Raw genomic sequence first — 16,401 nt, 5'->3', positions numbered from 1 at the left:
AAGGGTTCGGTAATTCCAACGCCAGCTTGTCATCCAGCCGGGTGGGCGGCCCGGCCGCTGGTCCGCCAGACGGGCTGATCCGGTGCTGTACAGCGGCCATTCGCGGGTTTCCGACGGGTAATGACCACCCCGAACGGCCCAGTCTGCGACAAACGAGTGACCCATCACGAATTCGTGTGAACGCGCTGGACAACGCGCTGACCTGCCGACTTCGTGACTTAGGCTCCCTGCCATCCGACGTTGAGTGTCATTCGATCGTCCCCTCTTCCCCACCTGTAGGCCTGTCGTCGTGCTTTCCGCGGTACGGCGGTGAAGGAGGAATTGTGTCCGCTGTGTCCCTCGGAATGCCGGTGCTGCCGCCGGTCCCGCTCGCCAGTCGCCGGCACAGCCGGGCGTTGCGGGTGGGCTCGGTGGGGGTGGGTGGCGACGCGCCGATCAGCGTGCAGTCCATGACCACCACGCCGACCGCCGACGTCAACGCCACCCTGCAGCAGATCGCCGAGCTGACCGCGGCAGGCTGCCAGCTGGTGCGGGTGGCGGTGCCCAGTCAGGACGACGCGGACGCGCTGCCGGAGATCGCCCGCAAGTCCTCGCTGCCGGTGATCGCCGACATCCACTTCCAGCCCAAGTACGTCTTCGCCGCCATCGACGCCGGTTGCGCCGCGGTGCGGGTCAACCCCGGCAACATCCGCCAGTTCGACGACCAGGTCGGCGCGATCGCCAAGGCCGCCGGGGCCGCGGGGGTGCCGATCCGGATCGGGGTGAACGCCGGTTCACTGGACCAGCGGCTGCTGCGCAAGTACGGCAAGGCCACCCCGGAGGCACTGGTCGCCTCGGCACTGTGGGAGTGCTCGCTGTTCGAGGAACACGGGTTCACCGACATCAAGCTCTCGGTGAAGCACCACGACCCGGTGGTGATGGTCAACGCCTACCGCCAGCTGGCCGCGCAGTGCGACTACCCGCTGCACCTGGGCGTCACCGAGGCCGGACCGGCCTTCCAGGGCACCATCAAATCCGCCGCCGCCTTCGGCGCGCTGCTCGGCGAGGGGATCGGGGACACCATCCGGGTCTCGCTGTCCGCGCCGCCGGTGGAGGAAGTGAAGGTGGGCATCGGGATCCTGGAATCCCTCGGGCTGCGCGAACGCGGACTGGAGATCGTCTCGTGTCCGTCCTGCGGGCGGGCCCAGGTCGATGTGTACAAGCTCGCCGAGGAGGTCACCGCGGCACTGGAAGGCATGTCGGTGCCGCTGCGGGTGGCGGTGATGGGCTGCGTGGTCAACGGGCCGGGCGAGGCGCGCGAGGCGGACCTCGGTGTCGCCTCCGGCAACGGGAAAGGCCAGATTTTCGTCCGCGGCAAGGTGATCAAGACCGTGCCGGAGCACCTGATCGCGGAAACCTTGATCGAGGAGGCCATGGCGCTGGCCGAGCGGATGGAGGTCGAGCGGGAGTGACCCAACCGGTGGAGCAGGGCCTCGAGCTGCTGCCGTTCTACTGCCCGATCGAGCCCGCTCTGCACCCCGCGGTGGCCGACATCGAGACGCGCGCCGTGGCCTGGCTGGACCGGATGGCGCTGCCGGGGGTGTCGCACAAACGTCTGCTCGGCACCCGCAGCGCCGAGTTCTTCTGCCGCTTCGTGCCCCAGGGCGTCACGCACAACGTGCTCGCCGCGACCCTGTGGGTCTACTGGGGTTTCGCCTTCGACGACACCCGCTGCGACACCGGCGCGCTGGCCGGCAGCCCGGTCCGCTTCCTGCCCGAGGCCACCCGGGTCCAGCACGCCCTGGAAACCCCCGGCGGCACCGGCCTGGACGACCCGTACGCGCTGGCGTTGCACGACATCGGCGCCCGCTTCCGCGGCTGCGCCACCCCCACCCAGGTCCGCCGCTTCACCGAGGCGCACCGCCGCTGGCTGTTCGGCGTCGCCTGGCAGGTGGCCAACCGCGCGAGCGGTCACCTGCCCGGCCTGGACGAGTATCTGCGGCTGCGGCTGGGCACCTGCGGTGGCGCGCCCACCCTGGCCATGCTGGAGATCGGCCTCGGCACGGAGGTCCCCTCGGCCGAGATGGACTCCCCGCGGGTGCGCGCCCTGACCGACTGCGCCAGCCTGGTCGCCGCCCTGGACAACGACCTGCACTCCTACCGCAAGGAACGCCTGCTGGGCCACACCGAGCAGAACGTGGTGACCGTGCTGCTGCACGAGTCCCCACGGTCTCTGGAACAGGCCGTGCACGCCGCGGTGTGCCTGCGCGACCGTCTGATGAGCCTGTTCCTCCGGCTGGCACACCGGGTCCGGCGGGGCGGTTCGGCGCCGCTGCGGTCCTATGTGGACTGTCTGGGGCACGGCATCCGCGGCAACATCGACTGGGCGCTGCGCGTCCCGCGCTACCAGGGCCTGGGCACCCCGGGCTGGTCCGAACAGCCCCTGGACGCCCGGCCGGATCCACTGCCGTATTCCACCGTGTCCTGGTGGTGGGACGAACTCCGCGAATGACCGCCCCGCGGTACCCCAACGGATGGCCTCAGGGGCACACCGCCGCCACCCGCCCCGCGTGGCCAGGACCACTGTCTACCTTGGACATCGTGCGAATCCTCTTCTCCTCCAGCGCCGGACACGGCCACCTGCTGCCCCTGTTCCCGTTGGCCAGGGCCGCCGCGCGGGCCGGTCACGCGGTGGCCGTGCAGGTGGCCGAACAAGCACGCCACCTGGTCGAGGGGCAGGGCCTGGAGTTGCTCGCCGTCGGCCCGTCCCAGGCCGAACTGCTCACCGCGGTGCACCAGCGCACCGGCGTGGACCTGACCCGCGGCTTCACCCCGGAAGCCGAACTCGACTTCTTCGTCGGCGCCCGCCTCGACCTGGCCGCCGAGTCCGCCGTGGCCCAGGCCCGGGACTGGAAACCGGACCTGGTCGTGCACGAGATGGCCGACTTCCTCGGCCCCTTCGTGGCCGCCGCCCTCGATGTTCCCGCGGCGATGTTCTCCTACGGCACCCGCCGCCCCGACGAGCGCACCGAAGTCCTCCATCAGGGCGCCGACCCGCACTACGCCCGGCACGCCCTGACCCGCACGCCCCCGATCTACTACCTCGACACCTGCCCGCCCACGCTGAACTACCCGGACTGGCAACCCCCCGCTCCCCGCCTGCTGCTCCGCCCGGAACCGCACACCCAGCCCAGTGCCACCTTCGATCCGTTGCCCGCCAAGGGATCCCGCCCGCGCGTGCTGGTCACCTTCGGCACCGCCTTCGGCAGCCCCCAGGTGGTCAACCCGCTGCTGCGCGAGATCGCCACCCTCGACGTCGACATCCTGGTGACCCAGGGCCTCTCGACCGACGCCGGCTTCGAGGCGCCCACCGCCAACGTGCACTTCGTCCCGTTCACCCCGCTGTCCGCGCTGCTGGCCGACGCCGACGCGGTGGTCACCCACGGCGGCGCGGGCACCACCCTGGCCACCCTCGCCCTCGGCCTGCCCCTGGTCGTGGTGCCGCAGGGCGCGGACCAGTTCCGGCAGGCCGAACGGGTGACCGCGGTCGGCGCGGGCCTGGCCGTGCACCAGCCCGGCGAGGTCGCCGCCGCGGTGCGGCTGTGCCTGGCAGACAGCGGGATCCGGGCGGCGGCGGCCCGGCTCGGGCGGGAGATCGCGGCGATGCCGCCGGCGGCCGAGGTGGTGGAGGTGCTGACCGCGACCGCCGCCCGCTGACATGCTGTGAGGATGCGAGGTCGCTGGAGCGGGATCCTGATCGCCATCGTGCTCGGCCTGCAGGCATGCGGCAGCGAGCCGCCACCGCCCACTCCGGCGCCGACCCTGCCCACCGACTGGCCCACCCAGCAGGGCACCGCGATCCGCCAGGTCCCGATGCCCGCCGGGCAGCTGCTCGGCTACCTGCCCGAACTCACCGCGGGCCACGTCCTCTGCACCGCCCCCGCGCCCGAGGACTGGACCACCGCGCTCCAGGGCGAGGTGCGCGCCGAGGTGTTCCTGACCGACCGGTGCCACGTGGTCTCCGCCCGGTTCGAGCTGACCGCGCAACTGTCCAACGACCTGGTCACCGGCTCGGACACGGTCGCGGGGCGGCGGGCCAGGGTCGATCGGCAGCAGGCGGCCAGTGATCTCGACGTCGAACTGGTCACCGAGGAGGTCGCCAAGCGCTACCCCGGACTGCGGCCCACGCTCAGCGTCACCGTGCGGCTGCGCGAGGTCGCCGCCACCGACGAGCAGGGACAGACCGGGCAGATCGCCAAAACCCTGGCCGAGGCGATGCTGCGGCGGGCCGGGGGAGCGGGACCGGAGTTGCCGCCGCTCAACGACAAGGGCGAGATCACCCCGCTCACCCCTCGGCCGCCGGTGCCGGGACTCGGCGTGGCCGATCAGCCCTATCCCGTTGCGGCGGAACAGTTGTGCTTGATCCTGCGGGAAGCCCTCGGCGGCGTGCCGGTGGCCGAGCCGCGCGGGGTGTGCACGCTGTCGACCCGGACCACGCGGGTGGTGGCGACCCTGACCCAGGCCGGCCGGGACCGTGGTTACCAGGGCAGTGTGGCCGGGCGGCCGGTGGCGCGGGACGGGGCCGAGCAGGTGTGGATCGGGCTGCGGGACGATTCCGCGCAGCAGGTGCACCTGGCCGGGCCGGTGCCGGAGGCGGTGCTGGCCGCGATCGTGCCCCGGCTAACGGGGCGCTGAGACCAGCAGCTCGCCCACCCGGGTCCGGGTGTACTTGACCTGCCTGCCGAGGCGGTGCCCGGTGACCAGCCCGGCCGCGCTCAGCGCACCCAGGTGCTGGGACACCCCGCCCGCGGTCAGCCCGGTGCGGCGGGCCAGATCGGTGGTGGACAACGGATCGCCCAGGGCCAGCAGCAGGGTCGCCCTGGACCGGCCCAGCACCCCGGCCAGCGCCTCCGGCGGGCACTTGCCCTCGCGGTGATCCCACAGGGTGGCGATGCCGCGCGGCGGGTAGAACAGGGTCGGCTGCCAGTTGCCCTCGACCATGGTCAGCGCGTCCGGCCAGGTGAACACCGAGGGCACCATCAGCAATCCGTCGCCGGTGAGTTTGCGGCTCAGCACGCAGCAGCGCCGGTCCACCCGCAGGATCCCGTTGGCCCAGCGCACATGCGGGTGCAGATCCTCGAACAGCAACTGGTGCCCGCCCTGGGTGAGCCGTTTGGCGCGGAAGTGCACCTCGGCTTCGAGGAGGTCCCGCAGCCGCGGCCAGTACGGCTCGATGGCCAGTTCCCAGTAGGCCCGCAGCACCGTCACCAGCTCGCCCAGCCGACCAGGGTCGGCGTACAGCTCGCGGGCGAAGGTCGCGGTCGGCGGGTACTGGAAGAAGTCCAGGTCCTTGCGGATCTGCGCCGGACTGGCCCGCGCCATCAGCGTCAGCTCGGCGTCGAAATCCGGCACCGCGGTGTCCGGCGGCGGGGTCAGGAAGTCCGGGAAACCGCTGTGCGGCCCCGGGATCAGGTCGGCCAGCGGACTGATGTCCAGGCCGGCGGCGGCCAGCCGGTTCCGGGTTTCCCGCAGCCACGGGAAGTGCAGCGCGTGCTCGCCGGGGGTCTTGAGCACCCGCACGCTGACCACGGTCTCCCACAGCGGCGAGAACGCGAACCGGGTCCGCGCCAGATCGTCGACGGAGAACTCCAACGCCAGCTCAGGCATACCGCCACCCCCACGTTTTAGCTGAGTCTAAATCATTCCGAGATGGCTGGGTAAGGGGTTCAGGCTCAGCCCGTGACCACCGAGACCACCCTGCCCCGCCCGGCGCGCACCGGCCCGTTCGCCGGCCTGCCGCGCCCGTTCTGGATCCTCTTCTACGGCAGTCTGGTCAACCGCATCGGCGGCGTGGTCTCCGGCTTCCTGGTCCTCTACCTCACCGCGATCGGCATCCCCCTGGAACAGGTCGGCCTGGTGCTGGCGGCCAAGGGCGTCGGCGCGCTGATCAGCCAGCCGGTCGGCGGGGTGCTCACCGACCTGGCCTGGGCGAGCGAAGCGACGGGGATCCGGATAGGTGGCCGCCGGTTCACTCTGGTGCTCGGCCTGCTCGCCAGCGCCGCCTGCCTCACCTTCCTCGGCGCCGCGCAGGGACTGCCGATGCTGGTCACCGCGGCCTTCCTGCACGGCGTGGTGGCCGACATCTTCCGCCCGGCCGCCGCCGCGCTGATCGCCGACGTGGTCGAGCGTCCACTGCTCACCAAGGCCTACGGCCTCCAGTTCTGGGCCATCAACCTCGGATTCTCGGTGGCCAGCGTGATGGCCGGGCACCTCGCCGACTCCGGCTACTGGCTGCTGTTCGCGCTCAACGCCACCGGCTGCACCGCCTTCGCGATCATCGTCTGGCTCGGCATCCCGCGCTCGGCCGAACGCGTGGTCAAGTCCACTGTGGACGGTCCGAAGTTCGGCATGCGGGAGTTGTTCCGGGACCGGCTGTTGCTCGGCGTGGTGCTGCTGGTGCTGGCGCACGCCACCGTGTACAGCCAGGCCGAGGTCATCATTCCGTTGGCGGTCAAGGACTCCGGGCTCGGCGCGGCAGGCTACGGCACCATCATCGCGGTCAACGGCGTGCTCATCGTCATCCTGCAACCCCTGGCCGCCGCCTGGGTGGCCAGGTTCGACCGGATGCGGGTGCTCGCCCTGGCCTGGGCCGTGGTCGGCGCGGGCATGGCCCTGACCGGACTGGCCGAGACGGCGCTGGAGTACGTGCTGACCGTGATCGTGTGGACCCTCGGCGAGATCGCCATGGCCGGCCTGCTCGGCTCGCTCGCCGCCGACCTCGCGCCGCCCGCCGCGCGTGGCCGCTACCAGGCCGCGATCGGCTTCGGCTTCAGCGCCGCCGCGTTCACCGGGCCACTGCTGGGCACCTGGGTCTACCAGCACGGCGGACCCGCCGCGGCCTGGTTCGGCTGCCTCGCCCTCGGCCTGCTCGGCGCGGCGGGCGCACTCGCCATCGGCCCGGCCATCCGGCGGCGCACCGCGCTGGCCGCGGGCTGAGTCACTCCGGTTCCGGCGGGGCCAGGGTTTCTTCCAGCCTGGCCAGGAAACCGGTCAGGGTGGCGCGTTCCTCGGCGGTGAGCGCGGCGATCAACTCCGCCTCGTGATCGAGTAGCTGGCGCACCGTGGTTTCGATCAGCCGGTGCCCGGCCTCGGTGAGACTGACCTCGACCGCGCGCCGCGAGGCGGTCGACGGCGCCCGCGCCACCAGTCCGGCCTGCTCGGCGCGGGCGATCCGCTGGGACACCGCGCCCGCGGTGATCAGCGTTCGCCGGGTGATCTCGCGGGTGGTGAGGGCATAGGGCGGGCCGGACCGCCGGATCACACTCAACAAGTCCAAAGTGGACGGATCAACGCCGAGTCTGGCCAGGGTGCGCCGCCGGTCGTCCGCGAGGACCTTCGCGATCCGCCACACCGGCGTGATGATCTCGATCGACTCGGTGCGCACGCCGGGCAGTTCCCGTTGCCAGGACGCGGCGATATCGGCCGCCGGCCACGCGGAGGTCGAATCTAGGGGGTACCCCACGGCATCGCGATCCTTGGACAAGCGCCCACCCCTCTTGCTACGTTTAGAGCTAAACATAGCAGATGGGGGAGTAGTGATGAGTCGAATCGTGCTGGTCACCGGTGGCGGCAGCGGACTGGGCAAGGCGGTGGCCGCCCGGTTCCGCGCCGCCGAGGACGTCGTGTTCATCACCGGGCGCAACGCGCACCGCCTGGACCGGGTCGCCGCCGAGCTGGGCGCCAAGGCAATCACCTGCGACGCAACGGATCCAGCGCAGGTGGCGCGGCTGGCGGGCGAGCTGGGCCCGGATCTGGACGTGCTGGTCAACATGGCCGGTGGCAACACCGACCTCGACCAGTCGGAGCGGCCGGGAACCCGCCTGGAGCAGGTGCGCGCGGCCTGGCTGGCGAACCTGGAGGCCAACCTGCTCAGCGCCGTGCTCACCACCGAGGCCGTGCTCGACAAGCTGCGGCCTGGCGGTGCGATCGTCAACGTCGGTTCCATTGCCGCCGAGTACGCGTCCACCTCTTACGGCGCGGCGAAAGCGGCCCTGGCCGCGTGGACCGCGGGGCTGTCCGCGGAGGTGGGTTCCAAGGGGTTGACCGCCAACCTGATCTCACCCGGCTACCACGTCGAGACCGAGTTCTTCCGCGGTCAGCTCAGCGAGGAGCGGAAGGTCCAGCTGATCGAGGCAACCCACAACGGCCGGGCCGGCGTGCCCGCCGACATCGCCGAGACCACCTATTTCCTGGCCTCCGCGGGCGCCCGGCACATCACCGGGCAGACGCTGAACGTCAACGGCGGCGCGCACACCACCCGCTGACCAAGGTCCACCCGGCCAGGAGGATTTATACGGAACATTAACTTCACGACTTTGTGAAACCTCTGTAGCTTGGCGACATGACGATCTCGTTGCCGAACGCGTTGCCCACCACCCGGCCCAGCGGCTGCCCCTTCGACCCGCCTGAACAGTTGGGGCAGCTCAGGGCGTCCGAACCGATAGCCCGGATGCGGTTCGCCGACGGCCACCTGGGCTGGGTGGTCACCAACCACGCGCTGGCCCGCCAGGTGCTGGCCGACCCGCGGTTCAGCTCCCGCGGCGAGCTGCGGCACGTGCCCATCGACGTGGAGCGGTTCAAGGGCAAGGCGCTGCCGCCGGTGCCGCGCGGCATGTTCATCCAGATGGACGCGCCCGAGCACAGCCACTACCGCAAGCTGCTCACCGGCCAGTTCACCGTGCGCCGGATGAACCAGCTGATCCCGCGGATCGAGCAGATCGCCGAGGAACACCTGGATGCCATGGCGCGCAAGGGTCCGCCCGCCGAACTGGTGCACGACTACGCCCTGGCCATCCCGTCCCTGGTGATCTGCGAACTGCTCGGCGTGCCCTATGCCGAGCGTGCGGTCTTCCACGAGCGCACCAAGCTGATGATGAACCTGGAATCCGGTGACGAGGAGGTCATGGCCGCCTTCGGCGAGATCATGGGCTACCTCAGCGAGCTGATCACCCGCAAGCGGGCCGAACCGGCCGACGACCTGCTCAGCGGGCTGGTCACCGGCGGCGAACTGGATCAGGAGGAGCTGGTCTCCTTCGCCCTGCTGCTGCTCACCGCCGGACACGAGACCACCGCGAACATGCTGGCCCTCGGCGCCTTCGCGCTGCTGCGGAATCCGGCGCAGCTCAAGGCTTTGCAGGCCGAACCGGAACTGATCGAGCCCGCGGTCGAGGAACTGCTGCGCTACCTGACCATCACCCATTTCGGGCTGCAACGCGCCGCGCTGGCGGATGTCGAGATCGGCGGGGTCCAGGTGCGCGAGGGTGAGTGCGTGGTGCTGCACACGCCGACGGCCAACCGGGATCCGGAGAAGTTCGAGCACCCGGACGAGCTGGACCTGCACCGGCACGCCAGCGGGCACCTGGCCTTCGGACACGGCGTGCACCAGTGCCTCGGCCAGCAGCTGGCCAGGGTGGAGATGCGGATCGGGTACCGCAGGCTGTTCGAGCGGTTCCCTGCGCTGCGGCTGGCGGTGCCGGCCGAGGAGGTTCCGATGCGCACCCGGATGGGCATCTATGGCGTGCACAGCCTCCCGGTGACCTGGGAGTCCTGATGCGGGTCGAGGTCGACACCGGTCGCTGTTGTGGCGCGGGCATGTGCGCCCTCACCGCGCCCGCGGTCTTCGACCAGGACGAGGACGCCGGGACGGTGCTGCTGCTGACTCCGGAGCCGTCGGCGAGTGAGTTCGCCGCGGTGCGGGAGGCGGCGCAGCTGTGCCCGGCGGGGGCGATCACCTTGGAGGACAAGCAGTGAAGATCGCGATAGTCACGGCGGGCTCGCGCGGGGACACCGCGCCCTATATCGGCCTCGGCAGCCGGTTGCAGGCCGCCGGGCACGAGGTTTCACTGGCCGCGCAACGGTTGTTCGAGCCGATGATCCGGGCGGCCGGACTCGGTTTCCGGGCGATGCCCGGCAACATCCGGGAGGATTTCGCCAGCGAGACCGGTTTGGACTTCCAGCGCAACGGCACCGGACTGCGTGCCCTGCCCGCGCAGATCCGCTTCGCCAGCAAGATGATCAGCGACCTCGGCCAGGGCACCCAGCAGGCGATCGAGGGCGCCGAACTGGTGCTGACCCACCGCGCCGCCTTCGGCTACGCCTACTGGGCGGCCAAGGCCGCGGGCGTGCCGAGCATGGGCCTGGAGCTGTTCCCCAGCGGCATCGTGCCCTCCGGCGACTTCCCGCCGGTGTCCTTGGCCGGGCGCTCCCTGGGCCACCGCGGCAACCTGGCCGGGCACGCGCTGATGCGCGGCATCGCCCTGGCGAGCAGCCCGCTGCTGCCCGGGTACAAGCAGTACCTGCGCGGCCTGGGGGTGCGCAACGTCGGCGAGCTGTACACCGACGTGCGCCGCGGCCGCTGGCCGGTGCTGCACGGCTGGAGCCCGCAGGTGCTGCCCCGCCCGGCGGACTGGCCTGCCGCGGCCGAGGTGGTCGGCTACTGGTGGCCCTGGCTGTCCCCGGACTACCAGCCGCCCGCCGAACTGGTGGAGTTCCTGGCCGCCGGGGAGCCGCCGGTGTTCCTGTCCTTCGGCAGCATGGCCGTGGGCAAAGCCGAGGAGTTGTCGGCGATCGCGGTCGAGGCCATGCGGCTGGCCGGGGTGCGCGGGGTGATCCAGGCCGGGTGGAACGAGTTGTCCGCCACCGGCGAGCACGTGCTCTCCATCGGCGACGTGCCGCACGAGTGGCTGTTCCCGCGGATGGCCGCGGTGGTGCACCACGGCGGCGCTGGCACCACCGGCGCGGGCGTGCGCGCCGGCGTGCCCGCGGTGCTGGTCCCGGTGCTGGGCGACCAGCCGATGTGGGCCGCCCGCCTGGCCGAGCTGGGCGTCAGTCCCGGCTCGATCCCGATCAAGAAGATCAACGCCCCCCAGCTGGCCGCGCTGATCAAGGACGCGGCCCGCGGCCCCGGCTACCGCCGCCGCGCCCAGTCCCTCGCCGAGCGGGTGGCGCAGGAGGACGGCGCGGCCCGGGTGATCGAGGCGGTGACCCGCCTGGGAGCCAGAGCCTGATCACACTCGGGCCGATCGCGGTGGGAAACCGGGTCCTGATGTGACACGGTGGTAACCGAAGATCGACGAGGGGGTGCGCGTGCCCAACGCCACTGTGCCGATGCTCGACCCCGCAAGCGGGTCTTCGGTGGTGTCCGGCCCGACCTGGACCGACCCAAATGGCACACCCGGCTACCCCCACTACCCCCTCAACGTCGAAGCCCCCATCCTGGCCGCCCTCGACCGCCTCACGCCCGGAATCTCCCCACCGTCCGGATCCGGCCCCGAGTGGCTCACCCTCACCGGCCGACATACCTGGCCCGCCGAGGACCGGCCGCGCCGGGCGAGCCTGCGCATGCTCGCCCGCGCGGCCCAACTCCTCCCCGAGGCCGAGGACTGGCAGGAAGCGGCCGAACAAGCAGTCGCCTACGACACCCACCTCACCGAAGACCCGGTACTCCGCAGCCTGGAAGTAGCCCAGACCTGGCGCGGCCTCCTGCTGAGACGCCACAGCGCCGATGCCTGGAGACGCTGGTGGACCGCCCTGGCTGATCATCCCGACCCACACCAACTCACCACCGACGCCCTGCCGGACGTCACGGTCGCCGCCTTCACCACCGACCTGCCCCCGCACACGGACCCGCACGGCCACCCCGCCCCCGCCGAACTCACCCTGGCCCGCCAGGACACCATCCCCGGCGCCCTGGCGGTCCTGTTGATCGGGTCCCAGCGAGCGGAAACGTTGCGCGGCAAGGCCAAAGCCGCGTTCCTGGGCGAGACCGGCGTGTACCTGGACCCGGGATTCGTGGCCCACCGAGCGGAGTCGCAGCAAAGCCTGCGAGCCCTGGGACGCCAACTGGTCGACGACATGCTGGCCCAGGCCCACCGCATCACGGTCCGCCACAACCAACCCGGCCCAGCCCTCGCCACCGGCCACCCCACCCCGCCGGGCAGGGCACCCGGGATCGCTCCAGTCTCGCCCAACCCCGCATTTGCCGGAGTCAGCGCAGCCCAACCCGGCCACTCGCCCGTCGACGGCAGCCCGCTCCCACCCGCCGACCCGCACCGCATCCCGCTCGGCACCTACCGCGGCCGCCTCCTCCCCGCCGACCCCACCCCCCTCCCGCTCCGCCTCAACACCCTCGGCGACCTCGCCCTCAGCCACCACCTCTTCTCCCGCACCGAGGACGACGGCCTCGGTGTCACCCCGCTCGGCGCGCGACTGCTGGAGGTCTCCCCGTGAGCACGCCGCTGTCCCTGCTCGCCGAGTGGACCGGCCCGTTGCGCGAGCTGCTGATCACCGGCCACGCCGTCGACCTGGACTTCCTCGAACGCCACTGCCTGCCCAGGGCCCGCGAACTGGGCGCCAGGGTCACCGTGCTCACCGGGCACGGGGCGGCCCAGCACCAGCCGGCCGATGTCCGGTTCGCCGGGCGGGCCTACCAGCATGGGCATGCCTTGGGCGCGGGCGCGTTCCTGCCCCGCCTCGCCGTACTGCTGGGCGAGGACCGGGTGTGGGTGGCGGTCGGCTCCGGCGATCCGACCCTGCCCGGCTGGCAGGGCGGCGGCCTGTGGCTGGCCGTGCGCGGCAGCCTGGACGACGGGCCCGCGGCCCTCGCCGATCTCGGCACCTGGCTGGCCGACCTCGGGCAGGCGCTGACCCTGCCGTCCTGGCTGGCCGACACCCTGGACGAGATCGCCATCGCCATGGTGCCCGCGCGCACCCGCGAGGCCGGACTGCGCTTCCTCGGCAACCTCGCCCAGCCGCTGCTGGCCCAGCTGCCCGTCGGACCGACCCGCGCCCTCGGCCTCGCCGCACCCGCCGCCGACCCGGCCGCGGTGCGCGCGCTCACCGAACACCTCCAGCCGCGCGAGGTCCGCACCGCGCCCGCGGGCGCGACGCTGATCGAGTGGCAGGCCGCCAACGGCCGGTGGACCGCGCTGGCCGGGGGCCACCTCACCGAGTCCGGGCTGCTGCGCTCGGTCGCCGACGGCGGGGACTGCGTGCTGGCCGGTCTGCACCCGCGCGCGGAGCCCGTGCTGCCCGAAGACGCGACAACCGTTGCGCCCGAAGGCAATGGAGATCCACTGCCGCCCAAAACCGTTGTGGCCCAGGACACAAAGGGACCCCGCCTGCTCGGCGCATTTCGCGAGGACGACACTACGGTGGTGGAGTTCCTGGTGCCGCGCGGCACCCACGGCGTCATCGTGGAAACCCTGACCGACAACGGCTGGCTCGCCGCTCATCGCGTGCCCGCGGCCGAGCTGTACGTCGACGGTCCCGTGCGCGCCCGGATCCCCGCCGAGGAACCGGGGATCGCGCTGCGGGTGAGCGCCCTGGTGGACGAGCGCCGGGTCGCCTCCGCTGGCGTGCACGTCACCGATCTGACCGCGTGCGCGTCCCGCGCCGAACAGATCAGTAGTCAGGGCTTGGCCCCATGGGGTCTCTCCGACCGGCCCGCAGCAGAGCTGCTCGCCGACCCGGCCCGCCTCAGCCGGTTCACCGACACCCTCGGCAAGCTTACCGCTGATCAACTGCCGTTCCGGCCGGATTGGGCCGCCTTCGCCGGGTTCACCCATTCGGTTTTGGGCGCCCCGCTGGCCGAGCGGGTGCTGCCCGGCGCGGTGTCCGTGCTGCCCGAGCCGCGCCCGAGCGCCTGGTCCGTCGGCGAGCTGGCCGAGCAGGGCCACGGCGGTGGACTGCTGATCCCGGAGCAGGACCGGGACAAGGTCCGCGCGCACACCCGCCGCTGGCTGGCCGCGATCACCGCGGACTCGCCGCTGCCGGTGCGGATGCTGATCACCTGCCTCTACCTGGACCTCATCGCCGCCGGCGTGTGGGGCCACGACGACGACTGGCGAACCGGGCTCGGTGAGCTGGCACAGGCCCTGTGCCCCACCGAGACCGAGCAGAAGGCACTGCCCGACCAGGCACAGGCGCGGCTGAGCACCCTGCTCGCCGCCTGCCTCGCCCTGTTGTTGCAGGACGCCGATCTGCAGGGCGGCTCAGCCGCCGATCGGACCGCGCGCCACGCGTGGGAGCGCTGTTATGAATGGGCCGCGTTCGGCAGGCCCGAGTTGGTGGAACCGCTGTTGCCGGACTTTCGGCGGTTCGAAGGGAGAACGACCACGGTGACCGAGGTCGAGCAGGTGTTGGAACTGGCCGAGAACTCGGTGGACGAACCGAGTGCGGCCGTACAGGAGGATTTGCGCGAGCGAGGGTTCGAGATCGACCGGCTGGACGGCGCGTGGGTGGTGACCGGCGAATGCCGGCGACCGCTGCGCGAGGCAGCCCGGATGATCACCGACTTCGCCGCGGTCAGCAAGCAGGGCGGCACCGCGGTGGTGGTGAGCAACCGCCGCACCATGGCGCTGCTGCTGTGGAGCGGGCGCTCGCTGGCCTTCACCGAGGGCAAGCCGCCGACCTGGCGCAGCTACCAGCTGTCCGGGCTGAGCACCCCGCACAGCCTGATCGGCGGCAGTGAGGGCGTCCCGTCGACCAAGGACATCCGCAAGCTGCTGCCGCTGCCGGACTCGGTGCGCGAACTGGCCGAGCGGTGCGGGGTCGACCTGCCCTCGCTGATCAGCCGGGACCTGGTGGGCCGCTGACGCCACCGACCGGCCCCGGGATGCCGATGCCCGGCCCCGCGAGTGTCCTGCCCGGCCTGATCGCCGCCGCCGGACTGCCCGCGGTGGTCCGGGTCGAGCGGCCCGGCGGCCTGTCCGCAGTGAGGGAACACTTGGACTTCCGTCACTCTGCATCGACATAGTCGGACGTCCTACTATATGTTCGGCCGTGGGTGGCACTGATCACTCACCGGCCCGCGAGGCAACCCCTTGCGCGGCGGGTTCGCCGAGCACAGCGGGGTGCGTCCATGGTCCACGAACTGACCCATTTCGTCGGCGGCAAGCCGGTTCCCGGGACCTCGGGGAACTTCGGCGATGTCTACGACCCCAACACCGGGCGGGTGCAGGCCAGGGTGCCGCTCGCCTCGGTCGAGGAGACCAGGGCGGCCATCGCCGACGCGGCCGCCGCCCAGGTGGAATGGGCCGCCTGGAACCCGCAGCGGCGGGCCAGGGTGCTGCTGCGCTTCCTGGACCTGGCCCAGCGCGACCTCGACGTGCTCGCCAAGCTGCTCTCCAGCGAGCACGGCAAGACCATCGCCGACGCCAAGGGCGACATCCAGCGCGGGCTTGAGGTGGTCGAGTTCGCCGCGGGCGCCCCGCACCTGCTCAAGGGCGAGTTCACCGACGGCGCCGGCGGCGGCATCGACGTGCACTCGCTGCGCCAGCCCCTAGGAGTGGTCGCCGGGATCACCCCGTTCAACTTCCCCGCGATGATCCCGCTGTGGAAGATCGCCCCCGCGATCGCCTGCGGCAACTCCTTCATCCTCAAGCCCTCCGAGCGGGACCCCTCGGTGCCGCTGAAGATCGCCGAGCTGTTCCTGGAAGCCGGTCTGCCGCCGGGCGTGCTCAACGTGGTCAACGGCGACAAGACCGCGGTGGACACCATCCTCACCGACCCGCGGATCGAGGCGGTCGGCTTCGTCGGCTCCTCCGACATCGCGCACTACGTCTATTCCACCGCCACCGCCAACGGCAAGCGCGCCCAGTGCTTCGGCGGCGCCAAGAACCACATGATCATCATGCCGGACGCGGACCTGGACGGCGTGGTGGACGCCCTGATCGGCGCCGGTTTCGGCTCCGCCGGTCAGCGCTGCATGGCGATCTCGGTCGCCGTCCCGGTCGGCCAGGCCACCGCGGACGCCCTCGCCGAGAAGCTGACCGAGCGGGTCAAGGAACTGCGCATCGGCCACTCCTTCGACGCGCAGGCCGAGTTCGGCCCGCTCTCCAGCGCCGGACTGCTGGAGAAGGTCCGCGGCTACGTCGACGCCGGGGTCGCCGACGGCGCGACCCTGCTGGCCGACGGCCGCGACTTCACCCTGGCAGGCCACGAGGACGGCTACTTCCTCGGCGCCTGCCTGTTCGACCACGTCACCCCGGAGATGAGCATCTACCGGGAGGAGATCTTCGGGCCGGTGCTGGTCATCGTGCGCGCCGAGGACTACGAGCAGGCGCTGCGACTGCCGTCGGAGCACGAGTACGGCAACGGCGTGGCGATCTTCACCAGGGACGGCGACACCGCCCGCGACTTCTCCCGCCGGGTGCGCGCTGGCATGGTCGGCGTCAACGTGCCGATCCCGGTGCCGGTGGCCTACCACACCTTCGGCGGCTGGAAGCGCTCCGGCTTCGGCGACCTCAACCAGCACGGACCCGACTCGTTCAAGTTCTACACCAGGACCAAGACGGTCACCTCGCGCTGGCCTTCCGGGGTCAAGGAAGGCGCGTCCTTCGTCATCCCGACCATGGACTGAGC

The 16,401-nt window shown here is 71.7% G+C and carries 14 protein-coding genes; 12 read left to right on the top strand and 2 right to left on the bottom strand.

Annotated features, from left to right (window positions below):
• Positions 1 to 344: 344 nt before the first annotated feature.
• The 4 genes from ispG to MZC64_RS18750 all read left to right on the top strand — a co-directional run bounded on the left by ispG (position 345) and on the right by MZC64_RS18750 (position 4,674).
• The gene (ispG, locus tag MZC64_RS18765) at positions 345 to 1,451 is read left to right on the top strand and encodes a flavodoxin-dependent (E)-4-hydroxy-3-methylbut-2-enyl-diphosphate synthase (protein ID WP_247758292.1); all 1,107 of its coding nucleotides are present in this window, start codon (positions 345 to 347) and stop codon (positions 1,449 to 1,451) included.
• Positions 1,448 to 2,491 carry a terpene synthase family protein gene (locus MZC64_RS18760; protein ID WP_247758022.1) on the top strand — a complete coding sequence of 348 codons (1,044 nt, stop codon included), beginning with the start codon at positions 1,448 to 1,450 and terminating at the stop codon, positions 2,489 to 2,491. Before ispG ends, MZC64_RS18760 begins: the two co-directional genes overlap by 4 nt.
• Positions 2,492 to 2,580: 89 nt before the next feature.
• Positions 2,581 to 3,696: a glycosyltransferase gene (locus MZC64_RS18755; RefSeq protein WP_247758021.1), complete on the top strand. Its 1,116-nt coding sequence runs from the start codon at positions 2,581 to 2,583 to the stop codon at positions 3,694 to 3,696.
• Positions 3,697 to 3,708: 12 nt separating this feature from the next.
• Positions 3,709 to 4,674, top strand: coding sequence for a hypothetical protein (locus MZC64_RS18750; RefSeq protein ID WP_247758020.1), 966 nt, complete (start codon positions 3,709 to 3,711; stop codon positions 4,672 to 4,674).
• Here MZC64_RS18750 and MZC64_RS18745 read toward each other — a convergent pair.
• The gene (locus tag MZC64_RS18745; protein WP_247758019.1) at positions 4,660 to 5,646 is read right to left on the bottom strand and encodes a DUF5937 family protein; all 987 of its coding nucleotides are present in this window, start codon (positions 5,644 to 5,646) and stop codon (positions 4,660 to 4,662) included. The two genes, MZC64_RS18750 and MZC64_RS18745, sit on opposite strands and share 15 nt — an antisense overlap.
• Positions 5,647 to 5,718: 72 nt before the next feature.
• Here MZC64_RS18745 and MZC64_RS18740 point away from each other — a divergent pair, with 72 nt between their 5' ends.
• The gene (locus MZC64_RS18740; protein WP_247758018.1) at positions 5,719 to 6,975 is read left to right on the top strand and encodes an MFS transporter; all 1,257 of its coding nucleotides are present in this window, start codon (positions 5,719 to 5,721) and stop codon (positions 6,973 to 6,975) included.
• A gap of 1 nt (position 6,976) precedes the next feature.
• Here MZC64_RS18740 and MZC64_RS18735 read toward each other — a convergent pair whose 3' ends face one another.
• Positions 6,977 to 7,501, bottom strand: a complete 525-nt coding sequence (locus MZC64_RS18735; RefSeq protein ID WP_247758017.1) for a MarR family transcriptional regulator — start codon at positions 7,499 to 7,501, stop codon at positions 6,977 to 6,979.
• A 76-nt stretch (positions 7,502 to 7,577) separates the two neighbouring features.
• On the opposite strand from MZC64_RS18735, the gene MZC64_RS18730 reads away from it, so the two are divergent.
• The 7 genes from MZC64_RS18730 to MZC64_RS18700 all read left to right on the top strand — a co-directional run bounded on the left by MZC64_RS18730 (position 7,578) and on the right by MZC64_RS18700 (position 16,399).
• A complete protein-coding gene (locus MZC64_RS18730; protein ID WP_247758016.1) occupies positions 7,578 to 8,303 on the top strand; it encodes an SDR family NAD(P)-dependent oxidoreductase in 726 nt (241 codons plus the stop codon).
• A gap of 77 nt (positions 8,304 to 8,380) precedes the next feature.
• Entirely contained in the window at positions 8,381 to 9,589 is a 1,209-nt protein-coding gene (locus tag MZC64_RS18725) for a cytochrome P450 (RefSeq protein WP_247758015.1), read from the top strand.
• Positions 9,589 to 9,789, top strand: coding sequence for a ferredoxin (locus MZC64_RS18720; RefSeq protein ID WP_247758014.1), 201 nt, complete (start codon positions 9,589 to 9,591; stop codon positions 9,787 to 9,789). The genes MZC64_RS18725 and MZC64_RS18720 overlap by 1 nt, the downstream gene beginning before the upstream one ends.
• Complete coding sequence (locus tag MZC64_RS48725) at positions 9,786 to 11,045, top strand: glycosyltransferase (protein ID WP_247758013.1); 1,260 nt, start codon at positions 9,786 to 9,788, stop codon at positions 11,043 to 11,045. Before MZC64_RS18720 ends, MZC64_RS48725 begins: the two co-directional genes overlap by 4 nt.
• Before the next feature lie 79 nt (positions 11,046 to 11,124).
• Positions 11,125 to 12,267, top strand: coding sequence for a hypothetical protein (locus MZC64_RS18710; protein WP_247758012.1), 1,143 nt, complete (start codon positions 11,125 to 11,127; stop codon positions 12,265 to 12,267).
• Positions 12,264 to 14,633: a hypothetical protein gene (locus MZC64_RS18705; RefSeq protein WP_247758011.1), complete on the top strand. Its 2,370-nt coding sequence runs from the start codon at positions 12,264 to 12,266 to the stop codon at positions 14,631 to 14,633. The genes MZC64_RS18710 and MZC64_RS18705 overlap by 4 nt, the downstream gene beginning before the upstream one ends.
• A gap of 266 nt (positions 14,634 to 14,899) precedes the next feature.
• The gene (locus MZC64_RS18700; protein WP_247758010.1) at positions 14,900 to 16,399 is read left to right on the top strand and encodes a CoA-acylating methylmalonate-semialdehyde dehydrogenase; all 1,500 of its coding nucleotides are present in this window, start codon (positions 14,900 to 14,902) and stop codon (positions 16,397 to 16,399) included.
• The last annotated feature ends 2 nt before the right edge of the window (positions 16,400 to 16,401 follow it).

The sequence above is a fragment of the Crossiella sp. S99.2 genome (assembly GCF_023094165.1).
In the GTDB taxonomy this organism is placed as follows: Bacteria; Actinomycetota; Actinomycetes; order Mycobacteriales; family Pseudonocardiaceae; genus Crossiella.
The sequence above is the reverse complement of the archived record's forward strand: the minus strand, read 5'-3'. Positions and strand labels throughout refer to the sequence as shown.